General features: G+C 34.9%; 8 protein-coding genes. 3 read left to right on the forward strand and 5 right to left on the reverse strand.

Annotation, left to right across the window (positions count from 1 at the left end; genetic code table 11):
- Positions 1–97: 97 nt before the first annotated feature.
- Positions 98–904, forward strand: coding sequence for an SGNH/GDSL hydrolase family protein (locus tag BK580_RS02815; RefSeq protein WP_078378865.1), 807 nt, complete (start codon positions 98–100; stop codon positions 902–904).
- A gap of 55 nt (positions 905–959) precedes the next feature.
- Here the strand turns inward: BK580_RS02815 and BK580_RS02820 are convergent, their stop codons facing one another.
- Together BK580_RS02820 and BK580_RS02825 are read right to left on the reverse strand one after the other, a co-directional pair.
- Positions 960–1307: a hypothetical protein gene (locus tag BK580_RS02820; protein ID WP_078378866.1), complete on the reverse strand. Its 348-nt coding sequence runs from the start codon at positions 1305–1307 to the stop codon at positions 960–962.
- Between the two features lie 141 nt (positions 1308–1448).
- Positions 1449–3725 carry a heparinase II/III family protein gene (locus BK580_RS02825; protein ID WP_078378867.1) on the reverse strand — a complete coding sequence of 759 codons (2277 nt, stop codon included), beginning with the start codon at positions 3723–3725 and terminating at the stop codon, positions 1449–1451.
- 229 nt (positions 3726–3954) lie between these two features.
- Here BK580_RS02825 and BK580_RS02830 point away from each other — a divergent pair, with 229 nt between their 5' ends.
- The gene (locus BK580_RS02830; RefSeq protein ID WP_078378868.1) at positions 3955–5283 is read left to right on the forward strand and encodes a cell wall-binding repeat-containing protein; all 1329 of its coding nucleotides are present in this window, start codon (positions 3955–3957) and stop codon (positions 5281–5283) included.
- A 227-nt stretch (positions 5284–5510) separates the two neighbouring features.
- On the opposite strand, the gene BK580_RS02835 is transcribed toward BK580_RS02830, so the two are convergent.
- Positions 5511–7883 (reverse strand): cell wall-binding repeat-containing protein, encoded by a 2373-nt coding sequence (locus BK580_RS02835; RefSeq protein ID WP_078378869.1) that lies wholly within the window; start codon positions 7881–7883, stop codon positions 5511–5513.
- A gap of 384 nt (positions 7884–8267) precedes the next feature.
- On the opposite strand from BK580_RS02835, the gene BK580_RS02840 reads away from it, so the two are divergent.
- Positions 8268–12821: a cell wall-binding repeat-containing protein gene (locus BK580_RS02840; protein ID WP_235863984.1), complete on the forward strand. Its 4554-nt coding sequence runs from the start codon at positions 8268–8270 to the stop codon at positions 12819–12821.
- A 264-nt stretch (positions 12822–13085) separates the two neighbouring features.
- Here BK580_RS02840 and BK580_RS02845 read toward each other — a convergent pair whose 3' ends face one another.
- Positions 13086–15455, reverse strand: coding sequence for a cell wall-binding repeat-containing protein (locus BK580_RS02845; RefSeq protein WP_078378870.1), 2370 nt, complete (start codon positions 15453–15455; stop codon positions 13086–13088).
- 25 nt (positions 15456–15480) lie between these two features.
- Entirely contained in the window at positions 15481–16278 is a 798-nt protein-coding gene (locus BK580_RS02850) for a glycosyltransferase family 2 protein (protein ID WP_078378871.1), read from the reverse strand.
- Positions 16279–16427: the final 149 nt, after the last annotated feature.

Raw genomic sequence — 16427 nt, forward strand, 5'->3', positions numbered from 1 at the left:
TTTTTTCACATTTATTTTATGATTATTTTTATGTATTTTTCCGGGGATGTCTTGAAGTTTTGGATAATAATAGTATATTAAATATGAGGTGGTATTAATGAGAATCTTAACGATATTAGTAGCTGTAGGTTGTATTGCAGCTATTATTTACGGAAGCGTGCATTGGCAGCAGAAAATAAAAAATGTTCCATCTGAAGGTGTGATTGCATCTACTAATTTAGAAAGCGATAAAGAGAGGAATGTCGGAGAAACAGTTGCTAGTAGCAAGGGAAATATTGAAGATTATGTAACTTCCTTACCATTAGATATAGCTGAATTCCTAGTAAAAGCTTCTGAAAATCAAGAAAAAGTAGAATTGGTGATAATTGGATCTGGCGCAAGTACTATTGGAGAACGAGTTTGGCCAGCCATTTTTAAAGAAGAAATCGAATCTACATATGGAGAGTTAATCAATGTATCAGTCTATGATATTCCTAATGCAACATCTATAGATGTAATTAACGGGAATTTACATATGGAAGCTATTGATGTAACGCCAGATATTATCATCTTTGAACCATTTATATTAGAAGATAATGGAGTCGTACTTCTTGAGCAAAGGTTGCAACATATTAAGACAATGATTGCAGATATTAAGGAGTTGAATGAAAATGCCTTTTTCTTTCTTCAACCACCACATCCTGTACAAGGGGCAGTCTATTATCCTCTAGAAGTAGAGGAATTGAAAGTTTTAGCTGAGGAAGAAGGTCATACCTTTATTGACCATTGGACTAATTGGCCTGACTATCAAACTGATGAAATAGTAGAATATTTGTTACCTCAAAATAAAGCTCCTAGTGAAAAAGGACATGAGGTATGGGCAGAATATATTGTGAATATATTTATTAATAAAGAAGTAGAATAGGAAAAAAGACTTTCGCACTACTAGTTTTAGTGTGAAAGTCTTTTTTATGTAGGATTTAATATTGAAAAATGCAAATTACCCATGTAAGAAAAACTACTGTGAGTACTCCAATAAAACTGTATGCTGCTATTATTGCTGGTTTAGAGCCATTGGCTAAATATAATAGAAATAATGTTGGTATGAGAAACCAGGGGACTGCTAATAAAATAGCTAATATATAAAATGCAACTATTCCATTATCATATCCAAATTTTATAAGGTAAGCAGGGAGGAACAAAGCTATACTTGAGCAACAAGTAATGATTATTGTTTTAAACCAGTATATTTCAAAGAAGTAAGTATAATTTTCTCTCTTGAAAATAGGTCGTTTTAGTGTAGGAATGAATTTCTTTGCAATTTCCATAATAGATACTCCCCCTAAATATATAATCATTTAATAGTATGCTTAGTAAGATCATCATATTCTACTTTGCTAATACCCGATAATTATTAAATCTAGACTTATATATAATTTTGTATATTTAACTTATAGAGGCTAGCCTTTCTATTTAACTTTTAAGAGGATCTGGTTATTTAACATTTCTGCAATTACTTCCTCTCCGTTTATTAAATATTTCTTTATTACCGGAGAATCATCTAATATAATTCTTAGACTATAGTATTCATTCAAATTAACAATTTGGATGGAAAGTGTGTCACCAGTTTCAGTTATCTCCAGTCGTGGAAAATTGACTTCGCTATGAGGATGAATTGATTGTGCTTTCCAAGCAATAATTGGTGAAGACTGGGATTGGTTACGGTACCAATATAGATGGTATTGCTCGTTAAGTTTTACTATTACGCCATTATCTCCAACTCTTATGGCATCTAAGGTAAGGGCTCCTTCAATGTTGGTAGGGTAGAGGATGTTTGTAAATTGAATCTTCTTCCCCATATATCTCTGTAAAAGCGTGTCTCGTACCATATAGCTATCGTTTGATGGGCCAGGTGTATTAGCAAGAAATAAATCTACTGGTTTTGAAGGTAATCCCAGTATGTTTAACTGCACACCATTATTGTCTTTATTCCAGCTTCCCTTAAACTTTGTTATATAGGGGATTGTTTTTCCATTTGTAAAATAGTCATAATCTATGTCTGCTTTTTTTACTTGATTGGGTGAGTGAAAGGAGAAATTTCCATCGACATGGACAACCCAATCAAATACGTGAGATGGAGAATTCCCTTCTACGTAAAACCAATCTATTGTATAAAGATCGTTTAGCCACAGACTGCGCTCATAAGTTACTCCTGGATAGGCGTCATTAGCAGATGAATGCAGGAGATTAAAATCCTCCGTTTCACTGTAGAGAATTAAATCCCCTGCTGTATCTAATTGGGACTCTCCATTTATAGTGACAGTGTTGTGGCTTATTGTTTGTTTATACCAACTTTCAAATAATGGATGGCTATGTGCAGGCGCCCCGGGATCTGTGGCAAATCTTTCTTCTAGTGCATAAAAGTCAAGATGAAGTTTATCAAAATGACCGTGATAGCCACCATGAAATCCATAATCCATTAATAATGACATCCTAGCATTTCGTAAAATCCCATGACCAAAACTGGAGAAGTTAATAGATTTCTCCATTAAAGGGTTCCTTTCGTATTCAATAGGTCCATAGAACAATCCTGTAAAAGTAGGAGAATCTTGCCTATTTAGAATACTCCCAAATCTAGCATCTTGAAAATAATTACTAGCCAATTCATAAATTTCGACTCCAGATAAAGGTTCTCCGATTAATGTCATTCCATAGATACCACCATTATTATTAGTAGGGACAGTGTGATCAGGATAAGCATATTGAATAGGTGCATCTATCATCTTTTTTAATATTTCACTTTTAAATAATGAATCCTCTGTAAGTCTAGTAGAGTATTCTGCTAACCATGTTAATGGTCGTAAAGCGTATAAATGGTATGCGATAGACCCTTCATGCCAAAAACCGTCCTCTGTTACACTGTTTTCTATGAGGTAGAAAAACCCTTGTTCCCCATTAACTGCATATTCTATCAATTCCTCTTCCTCTAGGAGATAGCCAATCATACCAATAGCTGCAATATGCCATGCTTGCCAATTGGAAGTTCCTTTTTCATTCATCATTAGAGTTTGAGCAGACTCTTTAAAAAATTTGCTTTTTATCATTGTCTTTTCTCGATAGGAAAGAAAGCCACTTTCATTTATAATATCGAAGACTTGAACTAGACTAATTAGGCTGACTGCTTCATCTAGGCTTTGCCAATACAATCTCCCTCCATTACTTTGAAGCGGATATTTGGAATAAACTTCGCTATAACCCACTAATATTTCTCGGGCTTTTTCTCCATATACCGGGTTCTCTGTAATTAAGTATAAATGAGCAAAATTGAAGGCAGCTTGAATAATTTGTTGATGCCTACGATACAACCATCCGTGATCATAGGAATCTCCTATGTAAATATGCTGATCTTGCTCACAAAAATGTTGTTTTGATGAGTTAGGATTATAAAAAAGTGCAGATCCATCCTTGCAAATAAACCAAGAGGGATGGCCACCTCCTTGAGATGGAATGGTAATCTCTTCTGTTAGCCATTTCTCAGCCTGTTCCACTTCCCATTTTAAAAAAGCAGACCATTCTTCATTAGATTTAGCTTTAAGCTGGGCGTTCTTAATTTCCTCTTTATTTAGAATCTTACTAGAAGGTTCAACTTTTCCTAGTGGAGTTTGGTATATGTAATTTATGGAAATGAAGCAACATATTAGGGAAAGTAATATCCCGATTTTTGTAATTTTATTGTATGACGACATTTTAGAAAACCCTCTAATACCATAGATTTATGAGTATTAGTTTACAGAAATTATCTAAATAGAGGAAGAGAAAAAGTATTTTTTTGACAAAAAAATATCTTTTACGCTACTTTGTTACAATATTTTAATATTTATGTCAAGAAATTAGGTGATATAATAGAATTAGAGAAAATTAGACAAAAATATTACATATTACTATGTAACATTTACTAGATTTGGAGTGAAATGGATGTCGAAAAATTTATTATTTTGTAACATAGTAAGAACTATTGTATGTTTAATTCCTGTTTTGTTTTTTTTGCAATTTGCGAATGAGACACTGGCAAGTGAGAAGACAATCAATAGAATCAGTGGAGATAATCGTTATAAAACAGCGGTTGAAGTTTCCAAACAGGGATGGCCTAAGGGAACAAATACGGTTGTAATATCTGTGGGGAACAATTTTCCTGATGCATTAGCAGGAACACCTTTAGCGTACTCTCTCGATGCACCTATTTTGTTAACAGATAGTAATTATGTACCGAAGGAAATTCAAGAAGAAATTAGTAGATTAAAAGCAAGTAAAGCAGTGATTTTAGGTGGAACAGGTGTAGTTACAGAAAAAGTAGAAGTAACACTTGTAACTATGGGATTATCGGTAGAGAGAATTGCTGGAAGAGATCGTTTTGAGACAACTGTTAACATCGCAAATAAATTGCCATCTAAGGATACAGCAATTGTAGCTTATGGAAGAAATTTTCCTGATAGTTTAGCGATCGCATCATATGCAGCTGTAAATGGTTACCCTATTTTCTTAGTAGAGAATAACTCTATCCCACTAGCAGTTAAAAAAGAATTATCTAAGTATTCCAAGACGATAGTCGTTGGAGGAGAAGGGGTTATTAGTAGACAAGTATTTCAACAATTGCCAACCCCAGTTAGAGTTGCCGGTTCTTCTCGTTTTGGAACAGCCGCAACTGTTTCTGAAACACTTCAAAATCCGAAAGATAATGTATACATAGCAACAGGAATGTCATTTGCTGATGCTCTAACAGGTTCAGTGCTGGCAGCAAAGGATAATACATCGATTTTATTAGTAGAGAAAAATTCAGTGCCAAGTGATATTAATAGAGTTATTCAAAATAATACAATCAAGAAATTTGAAATTATAGGTGGCGAAAGTGTTGTATCTGAGAATGTATCAAATGCATTAGTTCGAGATCTCACTAAATTAATTTCCACTGCCAAAAATTATATAGGTACTCCATATGTATGGGGAGGTACAACCCCGAATGGATTTGATTGCAGTGGTTACACGCAATTTGTCTTTAAACAATATGGTATCCATTTACCACGTCAAACATCCGATCAATGGAGCGCTGGAAAATCGATTTCAGCACCGCAAGTTGGGGATCTTGTGTTTTTTGAAACTTATCAAGCTGGCCCATCACATGTAGGTATTTATATTGGGAATAATGAATTTATTCATGCTGGTTCTACTAGAGGTGTAGAAATTACTAGTATGAGTAATAGTTATTGGTCCCCTAGATATTTGGGAGCGAAGAGAGTCATCAATTAATTTCCTTTTATATATAGACGAATTAGTAGACCAAAAAGTTTCAAGGAATCTCATATTTGGGGTTCCTTTTCTTGTTCTATACCCAATATTAAATGAATTTAAACTATACATAACCTTGAATCAATTGTGCTGTGCTAATTTTTAGTAAAACTATTATAGAAGTCATAACAAAAAAGAAGAAAAAAGACTTGAGAAATTGTTCTTTCTCAAGTCTTTTTATCAATCTATTATCTGTTAACTTTAAAGAAATAAGGTGTATCTTCTGAATGAGTATTATATCCTTCTACTCGTATATAGTAGTCGCCTGCAATTAAGTCAATTGTTTGTTCTTTTGTTTCTGCAGCAAATTGACCAGTATCTGTTGAAAAATTCAGAACAGAATTACCACTACTATTATAAATAGTGTATCTCCAAGAAACGTTGTATTGGTTCTTTACCGTAACAGTAACTTGTGATGCGTTATTAAGGCTGAATTTATAATAGTCATGGTCATTATAACTATTTTGAATTGCTCCAGTGTAATTTTGATTCAACACTATTGGAGTAGCTGTTAAAGCAGTGTTATTTAACTCACGTTCAAAGTATTCTCCCATTACGAAGTCGACCGTAAATGTGTAAGGAGTATGATTGGTTTCATTGTTTAGCCCAGAAACTCTTAAATAATATTCACCAGAGGGTAATCCTACTGGAATATTAGTTTCTGAGTTGGAGACACTACTAGTATTAGTGGAGAAATTTTTAATTTCTTGACCATTTGCATTATATAAAATATATCTCCACAATGTATTAGGCTTATTCAATGCTTTAATTTGAATGTTACCTGCCTTTTCAAGTTTGAATTTATAGTAATCTAAATCATCGTATCTATTTTGAATCGATCCCTGATATTTCTTATTAACTGCAATAGTAGTAGCGGTGCCGGTAGAATTATTAAATTCTTTTTCATAAAATTCACTTTCTATAAAACTAGCTTCAAACGAATATTGTTGATGGACAGTGTTATTATTACTAGTATTAATTTTTATATAATAGGTTCCTGCCGGAAGGCCAACATCGACAGTTTGCCAACCTGTAGCATTGGAAGAGGAATCGGTTGACGTCGTTACTAAAGAGTCTCCAGTTTCACTTAAAACGCTAATATTCCAATATGCGTCTGGTTGGTTTTTCATTTTCAATGAAATGTTCCCAGCTTTAGGAAGTGAAAATTTGTAATAATCAAGATCGTTATATCTATTTTGAATACTTCCGTAATTTACTTTGTTCACATTTATCGGTGTTGCAGTAGCTAAAGTATTATTACGTTCCTTTTCATAGTACTCGCTTTTTTCATATTTAACTGAAAATGTGAAAGGGACATTAGTAGAATTACTATTTGCATCTAGTTTGATAAAATATTCTCCTGCTGGAAGTCCGATAGGCACCTCAGTATTCCCGGTAGCATAGGAACTACTATTTGAACTAAAATCTACATAACTAGTCCCATTACGATCAACTAAGGATAAGTTCCAATTTGATCCAGCGATATTACTTAATGAAAGCTTTACGTTTCCAGAATTCGATAAATTGAATTTGTAGAATTTGGAAACACTCCTACTTTCAAAAGAACCTGTATATAATTGGTTCACATTTATAGGTAAAGCATTCTCCAATTTTTCATTTTTAACTAAGCCTTTAATTTCGTTTAATACATTATCGGAAACAGTGGTGGTACCTCCAATTGCTAAAACTTCAGAGAATTTTTTAACGTTTAGTAATTCTTTAATTGGAGTAGGAAGGTTTGTTGGTTCAACTAATAAAATTACTCCATTCTTTTTGGCTGCTAGTACAGATCCAGTCAGCGCATCAGCAAAATTCATACCTGTTGCGGCATAAGCATTGTTTGCATCCATTTGAAATTCTCGAATAACAGCAGCTGCTGTGCTAAAGCGTCCAGAACCAGAAATACGCTTAGCATTTGGCATTTGAGATAAGATTTTATTACTTAATATAGAACTTCCACCTATTACATAGGTCCGTTTCTTACCTTTTAAAGAATCTTTTGTCGAACTAGGAATATCATCTGTACGGCTTAATAAAATTGGTATACCATTTCTAGCTGCATAAGGTGCAATAGCAAGTGCATCAGGGAAATTATGACCGTAGGCTACGATGGCAGTGTCCGTAGTTCCTAATTTTTTTGCAATTTGTGCAGCAGTTTCAAAGCGATCACGACCGCCGATTCTCTCGACTGTTATACCTAAACCTTTAAGTTCATTATCCACTTTAGTGGTGATAACTGCAGTACTTCCAAGAATGACGGCTTTTTTAGCTCCTAAGCGAGTAATCTCCGCCCTAGTCACAGCTCCTAATTCGTCTTTTCTTGATAGTAGAATAGGTGCGTCAAGTTTGTAAGCTAGAGGTCCTCCAGCTAAAGCATCAGGAAAATTTTCTCCTATCGCTAATACAACTGTATCGGCCTTTGACCAACCATTTTTTGAAATTTCAACAGCAGTAGCATACCTATGGCTCCCTGCAATACGATCGGATGCTGCAGATACTTTGGAAAAGTTAAAACTAATTAATAGAAAAAAGATTAAAACAGAAAAAAGTATTTTTTTCAAAAATACCCCTCACTTTCCAAATTTTTATCAAATATAGCATACCGTAACTAAGACTTAATATCTAGTCTTTTTGGCCTACTTTTGACTATGAAACTAAAAAAGTCTAGTTCTATTCTATTGAAATAGAATAGATAGCGATATGTAGCTTAAGAAAAATAACTAGAAAACAATAAATCTAATTTAATGAGAAAGTTCTACTTTGTAACCAAAAGATAATAATTAAAATTTCAAAACATTTAAAAGATACTAAATTGACTTAATTGTTTATTACTTGTAAAATAAGACTGTGTTTTCAATATTTACTAGAAAGAAGGGGGGATAGTAGTTTAGTAGTTTTATGGGCGATACCATTTTCCTATTTATAAATCTGGGGAGGAATTTTTGTTGAGGAATTTACGTAAATTTATGTTTTCTTTCTTTGCGTTCTTACTTGTATTTTCTAATCTACAATTTGTAGTTGGAGCTACTGGTAATGAAGACGCTCAGAGCTCGAACGTTGATCAGGTTCGAGAACTGCTTAAGAAAGAAAGAGAAGCGCAAAAATTTGAGGGATTAGAGCAAGCAACTTTTGCTGCAAATGAGAAAGTAAGAGTAATTGTCGAGGTTTCAGGTGAGACACCTTTAGAGTATGCTACTAAACAAAAAGTATTATATAAAGAATTAGCTGAAAAAACAAAAAAATCCTTATTAAAGGATACTCTTAATAAGCAAAAAAGTGTAAAAGATTCTATTTCTTCTAAAGGAATAAACATTAAATATTTAAACAGCTTTACTACAGCATTTAATGGTTTTTCTGGAGAAGTAGCTTTTGGGGATATTGAAAAAATCGAATCACTATCTGAAGTGACTAGAGTATACTTAGCAAATGAGTATAATCGTCCGGAAGTAGAACCAGACATGGAAACTAGCCATCAGTTTATTCAATCAACAAAGGCTTGGGGCGATGCTCATTTAAAAGGTGAGGGGATGGTTGTATCTGTAATTGATACAGGTGTTGACCCGGATCACCAAGACTTCGTAATAAGTGAAGATACGGAGCCGTACTTAACTGAAAATAATGTAAATTCTATTGTTTCAGAGAATAGTTTAAAGGGGAATTTCTTCACAGAAAAAGTACCTTATGGTTACAACTACTATGATCAAAATAATCAAATCCTAGACTTAGGACCTGGAGCATCCCATCACGGAATGCACGTAGCTGGTACAGTTGCAGCAAATGGTGAGATTTTCGGTGTAGCTCCTGAAGCACAAGTATTAGGAATGAAAGTATTTTCCAATGACCCTAATTATCCTTCCACTTGGTCGGATGTATATTTAGCGGCTATTGATGATTCTATTAAATTAGGCGCTGATGTTCTAAACATGAGTTTAGGCTCAACAGCCTCTTTCTATGACCCAGCAAGTGCTGAGGATCTAGCTATCACACGTGCTGTAGAAAATGGTATTGTGTGTGCCGTATCTGCCGGTAACTCTGGTCACTTTGCATATGGATACAGCAATCCATTCTTCCAAAACCCTGATATCGGTGTTGTGGGAGCACCTGGATTAAACAAAGATACAATCCAAGTTGCAGCTTCTGGTAATGAAGCCTATTTATACGAACATGCTATTTCTTTTGGAGGCCATGACTTCTCCGCTGTTGGTTATGGTATCGATAGTTGGGAAGGCTTAGAAGAAGTAGAATTAGTTAGCCTAGGTAAACTAGGAGGTCCAGAAGATTATGTAGGCGTGGATGTTGAAGGTAAGGTTGTAGTATTACCTCGTGGAACACACACTTTCTTCGATAAAACTAAATTTGCTGCAGAAGCTGGAGCAGCAGGGATTATCGTATATAACCATGATCCAAGTGCACTATTCTTTAATAACCAGGGTGGATGGCATATTCCATTTATGAAAATACAGTATGCTGAAGGTCAAGCTCTTGAGCAAGCTATTGCAGCAGGAAATAATACTTTAAAAGTTGAAGAACTTGAGAGATTTGAAGATATTGAATTTGGTCGTATGACAGATTTCACATCTTGGGGAACAACTCCAAGCTTAGAATTAAAGCCTGAGATTACAGCTCCAGGTGGGAAAATTTATTCTACTCTTCAAAACAACGAGTATGGATTAATGAGTGGTACTTCTATGGCAGCTCCTCATGTTGCTGGGGGTTCTGCATTAGTTCAACAGTACTTATTAAACGATGAAAGATTCGATGAGCTTAATGCAGAAGAAAGAACTAGATTAGCAAAAGTTTTAATAATGAATACTGCAAAAGTAATTGAAGATCTAAATGGGCAACCATTCTCTCCTCGCCGTCAAGGTGCAGGTATGATGCAAATCTTCTCAGCAGTAGATACACCTGTGTATGTTGTGAATAAAGATAATGGGGAAGGTAAAGTAGAATTATTTGATTTTACAAACAAAACATTAAGTTTCACTTTAGTTGCTAATAACCTTACGGATGAAGAAGTAGTATACGAAGTAGATACTTCTGTATTAACGGATACATTCAAAGAAAATGGAGATCTTCCTGAATGGAATGCAGAAATCGCTGGTGATTTTGAAGGTGCAAAAGTTACTGCGCCTGAAACTGTAGCGGTTCCAGCTAATGGAGAAAAGGAATTTACTATAACAGTAGATTTAACAAATGCAAAAATTCCAGGATTTAAAGCAGATGGATCGGAAACAGTGAAAGAATTGGTGGAGAACATCTTCGTAGAAGGTTGGGTAACACTTTCTCATGACATTGAGGCTGATTTAGTAGTTCCATACTTAGGCTTCTATGGAAATTGGGACAACCCAGCAATATTAGATGGACTTTCTGTACTTGATCAAGATAAGTTTTATAATGTTTTACCTGCAGATGCAGTTGATAGTGAAGGGTATTTTGAGACATTCTTCACAGATGAAAATGGTGAAAACTTCTATGCACTAAATCCAGATGGCGATGGTTTGTACGATGGAATCAATCTAGTTCCTGCATTCCTACGTAATGCGCGTGAAATGCAATTTAATGTATTAGATGAAGAAGGAAAAATGCTGCGAAGAATTCTATTACAGAACGATGTTCGTAAAAGCTTCTACAATGCTGGAAGAGGTACTCCTTATTCATACAATGATTCTAGAACATGGGATGGGAAAGTCCGTTCTGAATTAGTAAAAGATGGTAAATATTGGTATGAAATAAAAGCGGTAGTAGATTATGCTAATGCTGATTACCAATCTATCAAGGTTCCAATTTTAGTGGATACTACGGCTCCAGAAGTTTCTGCGACATACGACACAGAAACGGGTAAAGTAGAATGGACTGCGGTAGATGCAGGAATCGGTGTTGAAGAGCTTTATGTATTTGCTAACGATCAGTTAGTTGGTATTTTTGGAGCTGAAGAAACTAGCACTGTTCTAGCTAATCCACCTGCAAAAGCTTTAATTGAAGTATATGCAGTGGACAAAGTATTAAATATCGGTGGGACTACTGTAACAGAAGGCGACACAACAGAGCCTTTACTGTTCATTGGAACTTCTACACCTGAACCATATGGAGCGTATGCTTCTTTACAAGTACCAGTTCAAGGTTATGCTACTGATGATGTAGCTATTGACAAGATTACTATTAACGGTCAAGCTGTACCATTCACATTAAATACTGCAAATAACCGTTATGAGTTCCAAGGTTCTGCAACTTTTGAAAAGGATGGAAAGTTTGATGTAATTGTAACGGCTGTTGATACGGCGGGTAACGAGTTCTCTATCTCTAGAAAAGTATTTATTGATACAACTCACCCTACTATTACAACGGACGTAAAAACTTTTGTTGATCACGATGTTACAGAAGTAGATGCAACATTTACTTTAGCGGATAACTATAGCTATTTATCCTTCTACATCGATGAAACACATGAATACGAATTACCATTTAGAAGTCCAGTAGATATATTAGAACCAGCGTCAGAAATATTTAAGAAGAAATTTAAACTTGAACCTGGTTTAAATAATTTCACATTGAAATTAGAAGATCTTGCTGGAAACACTGTTACGGAAGAACTAAGTATTTACCGTAATGAAGCAGATAGCCGCATTGACCGTTTAGCTGGTCCAGGTCGTTACTCTACTGCAGCAGCGATAAGTCAAGCTGGTTGGGAACAAGCAGATGTTGTAGTTCTTGCTCGTGGTGATAACTATGCAGATGCTTTAGCTGGTATTCCATTAGCTAAGAAGTATGATGCACCATTACTTCTTACAAATACCGATAGCTTAAATGAATATACAAAAGCTGAAATTGAACGTCTAGGTACAAAGAAAGTGGTAATTCTAGGAGCAGAGGCAGCAGTTAATGTTTCTGTAGAAAATGAATTAAAAGATCTTGGCTTAGAAGTACAACGTCTAGCGGGTGCAAGTCGTTATTCTACAGCTGCAGCAATTGCATACGAACTAGCTCCAAATGGTGCTAACGAAGTAGTTGTTGTAAATGGTCAAAACTTCCCTGATGCTTTATCTGTTGCGGCATATGCAGCATCTAAAGGTATGCCAATCTTATTAACAGAATCTAAAGATTTACCAAAAGCTACTAAAGCTGCATTACAAGGTTTAGGGGCAAAGAAATCATTAGTGGTTGGTGGAACTTCTGTTATTACTCCAGATGTAGTAGTAGAATTGCCTAACCCAAGTCGTTTAAATGGTGAGAACCGTTTTGATACGTCAGTAAAAGTAGCAAATCACTTCCACAGTGGCTCTAACCACTATTATGTGGCAACAGGTTATGATTTTGCTGATGCATTAGCTGGTGCAGCACTTGCAGCTAAAAACAATACAGGTATCTTACTAGTAGGTGACCAAGTTCCTTCTTATGTTGAAACATTTGTGAAAGCGAATGTAGATTTAATTACTGTATTTGGTGGAGACAATGCAGTAAGTGCAGAGGTAGTTGCGGGGCTAAATAATCTATTAAAATAAGAAAATATTAAGGAAGGTAGCCGGGTCTAAAATGACTCGGCTACCTTTTTTTATTAGGCTACCCCTTTGAACGCCCTTTTGATCTCCGTGCCAGGTGTGTTTGCTTTCCGGGTTATGGGCTAGTTCCGCTTCTCTATGCAGAGTCTATGGAGTCTATGACTTTCGTTCCAACACATGTTTGGTATAGTCTCAAATATCAGCAATAGGCATAAACAAATCCTTATATAAAAAAATCCCTTCCTCAATAAGAGAAAGGGAAAATTTTTAGTATTTACTCAAAATTATGCTTTGAATGTTGCCTCTGTTTGGTGTAGAAATGATTGTTTCGCCACCGACAAAATAAAATTGTGGAACATTTTTCACATCTTTGGTTAGCCATTGATTAACCGCATGTGGTACATCATCTGTTCTAGTTAAGACGATTGGTGCATTAATTAAAGCGGCGAATGGTGTAGCAGGTAAGGCATCGATGAATTGATGACCATTTGCAAAAACAATTCGCTCAGTTCCAACATTAAAACGTTTAGCTATTTGAATACTTGTTTGGAATCTATCAGTACCAGCTACGCGCTCTACTTGATTCTCTCCTATGCCAAGAGCTTTAAGTTGTTGAACCACTTTAGCTGGTACAGCACTTACATCTCCAATTAAATAGACTTTTGTAATAGAATTCTTATTTTTTTCGAGTACATTTAAACTATGATGTGTTAAACCATCTTTTGCGCTTAATAAAATTGGTGCTTGTTTTGATGCTGCGATCGGACCAACTGATAAAGCATCAGGAGAATTCTCGTCCCCAGTAGCGATAAACACTTCTTTAATTGGACCTATTTCAGTAGCGACTTTAGATGCAGTATCATATCTACCGCTTCCTGAAAGTCTCATAACCTTAGCGCCATTAATAGAACCTAAAGTAGACTCTACTTGTTTAGAAATAGCACTTTCTCCACCAAGAATATAAATAGTGGATGGCTTTAATCGTTTAATATCATTTACTACAGTATCTGGAACTCTATCCCCTAATGTTAATAGTAGGGGGGAATTAAACTTTTTCGCTAGTACACTCCCTGTTAAAGCATCAATAGCGATGTCTCCGCGACCAATAACAACAGTATTAGAAGTTGATGGCCATCCAAAACGAGAGATTGCAGTACTTGTTTGATAACGATCTCCTCCAGCTATATCGTACCGGAAATCATTTAATGCTATTTTCTTTAAATAGCTAGAAGCAACATAAAAAGTTTGTTTGTTGTTATCTAGGAATTGAATAGGGTACCAGCTATGATGAACATTAAAGCTATTTTCAAAGGCTTGGTTCCCAACAACCTTAATGACGTCACCTTTTGATAATCGACTATGTTCAGGACCTCCTGGACTAGTTCTGACTCTCAAATTATCTGTAGTAGATACTAGAATATCCCCATTTTTAAAGTTTTGAAAAGTTCGATGGAACGGACCTGAAACCTGATAATTAGCTTTTCTGAAACGGATAATGTTACTACCTTCATTGTAATAAATATCATTTTTTAATAGATTGATTGGAAATTTTGTAACTGGTACTAAACTTCCTGATGCACCTGATCTATGTTCACCACGGATTATACTTATTATAGTATCTTGGTAAGGCTCAGCTGGCCATGATGGTAAACGATTAGTTATCGTAGGATCATTTACTTTTGAAATACCATTATATGCAAGAATTGCGAAATACCAATGTTCTAGCACTGCTCTATCATATTCATTGATTTTAGGAATTAATAGTGAACTAGAGTTGGCGTAATTCCACTTGCTAACAAGAATTTTTAAGCCCTCTTCAATATTGAATTCAATATCATATTTTAAACGATGTTCTCTTTCAGGAGAAATATTTCTCTCTGATACTTGCATAATACCAATGCCTAGACCGTCATAACCAATTAGAGGTTGACCATTTCTGAATTGAACCCATTTAGATTCTTGCCAAGCAATGGCTTTTACAAGCTCCGGCGGGATATTATATTCTAATGCCTTTTTTGTCAAGATTGCTGCAATATCTTTGTCGGAAGGGTCAGTATTTTGGAACTGAAGAGAATTGTCAGAATCAATGTTCTCATTATCTTTTGTCTCTGACTGTGTTTTCTCTAGTGTATCCTCATTTAGTTTAAAGAAGTCAGTTCCTATTTTTGACGGAATCGCTAGGCTATCTTCTGGAGCATAAATTGGATAGGAGACTTCTATTTTAGCATCTTCGTTAACTAGTAAGCTTCCTTTAACATATTCAATAGATTCATAGATTTTTTCAATAGAATCACCATGAAGTTTTAAAACGAAAAAATTAAGTATATTGTTTGTACCGTCTAATCTTTTTTCCACGATTATATATTGTGCATCTGAATTTGACCAGCTATGGATAGTTGGATAATATCCTGTAAATACTTCATCCTCAAAAAGGACTTGATTGTTCCCTGTAATCTTTAGTGTGGATATTTCAGCATTATTAACTGATAGCTGAAACGAACGTTCTAACTCAATAGAAGTTTCTCCGTTGTCAAATGACTTCGAAAAATGTGTGGATGGGCCATTGGAAAAGGCTGTCGTAGTCATTAAGACTAATAGACAGAAGAGTAAAACACTGTAAAACTTTTTGCTCTTCATTCTGGATAATTTCCTCCTTATAATACTAATTTTTTTTATATGTTAACGTTTCCTTTAAGGAAGCCGTTAATAATGACAATGGTTGTTCGATATGTTTAAATTTTTTTACTAAAAATAGGGTAACTAAAGCTAAAGCAATAGGAGTATTGAAAATCCTTTTAAACATTGGACCTTTTCCAATTATTTGTGCATTCGTTAATCTAGTAGAAACATCAGGCTTTAAGTGATAAACTACTATCTGAGGAAAATAGCTTATTCTATATCCTTGCTTTTTAAGATCGAACAAGAACACATTTTCTTCTCCAGAAGGATATGTAGCCCCAAGACCGAATTTTTCATCAAATTTTATAGCCTCTCTTTTTACTTTCGACAAATTCACAAAGATTTCAATAGAGGACTTGTTAAATAATTTTCTCCAATTAGTTTGGGGAATAGGAGTGTCAGGATATGACTTATAATAATCCTTTTTGGTTGGATCGAAAATTTGAAAACATGTAATATGCTCATTTTTTTTCATCATATAATCATTAACAAATTCAAATGAGTCTTCGGGATACCAACAGTCATCATCTGAGAATGTGACAATGTCGCCTTTTACATATTGCATCCCTACATTTCTGGCAATTGATAATCCCCTTTTATTGATAGGAACGTGGGTATAGGTTAGAGTCGTAGAGGCTAATATAGATTGAATTTTTTCATGGTTGTCTTGGGTTACGACAATTAATTCTACATTTTTATATGTTTGTTTTTCTAAGCTCTCAACTAACCTTTTTATTTCAGCTTCTCTCGTGCCTATGGTTGGAAGTACTACGCTAATCATGTGTTTACCGTCATCCTTACATTAAAGTCTTTTATTTCCATCATATTTATTATAGCATATGGTTGTCGAAAAATAATTAGTTATTATTCCCTGTTTATGAAAAGCATCAGTAATTTTGTAGGAAAAGGTCACATTGTGTTGATTTAATG

Origin of the sequence: Sutcliffiella halmapala (assembly GCF_002019665.1) — a bacterium.
Taxonomy (GTDB): domain Bacteria; phylum Bacillota; class Bacilli; order Bacillales; family Bacillaceae_I; genus Sutcliffiella_A; species Sutcliffiella_A halmapala.

Bases quoted from the DNA above. Each gene is read 5' to 3' on its own strand.
- BK580_RS02815 (WP_078378865.1), top strand. From the start codon at position 98: ATGAGAATCTTAACGATATTAGTAGCTGTAGGTTGTATTGCAGCTATT.
- BK580_RS02820 (WP_078378866.1), bottom strand. From the start codon at position 1,307: ATGGAAATTGCAAAGAAATTCATTCCTACACTAAAACGACCTATTTTC.
- BK580_RS02825 (WP_078378867.1), bottom strand. From the start codon at position 3,725: ATGTCGTCATACAATAAAATTACAAAAATCGGGATATTACTTTCCCTA.
- BK580_RS02830 (WP_078378868.1), top strand. From the start codon at position 3,955: ATGTCGAAAAATTTATTATTTTGTAACATAGTAAGAACTATTGTATGT.
- BK580_RS02845 (WP_078378870.1), bottom strand. From the start codon at position 15,455: ATGAAGAGCAAAAAGTTTTACAGTGTTTTACTCTTCTGTCTATTAGTC.
- BK580_RS02850 (WP_078378871.1), bottom strand. From the start codon at position 16,278: ATGATTAGCGTAGTACTTCCAACCATAGGCACGAGAGAAGCTGAAATA.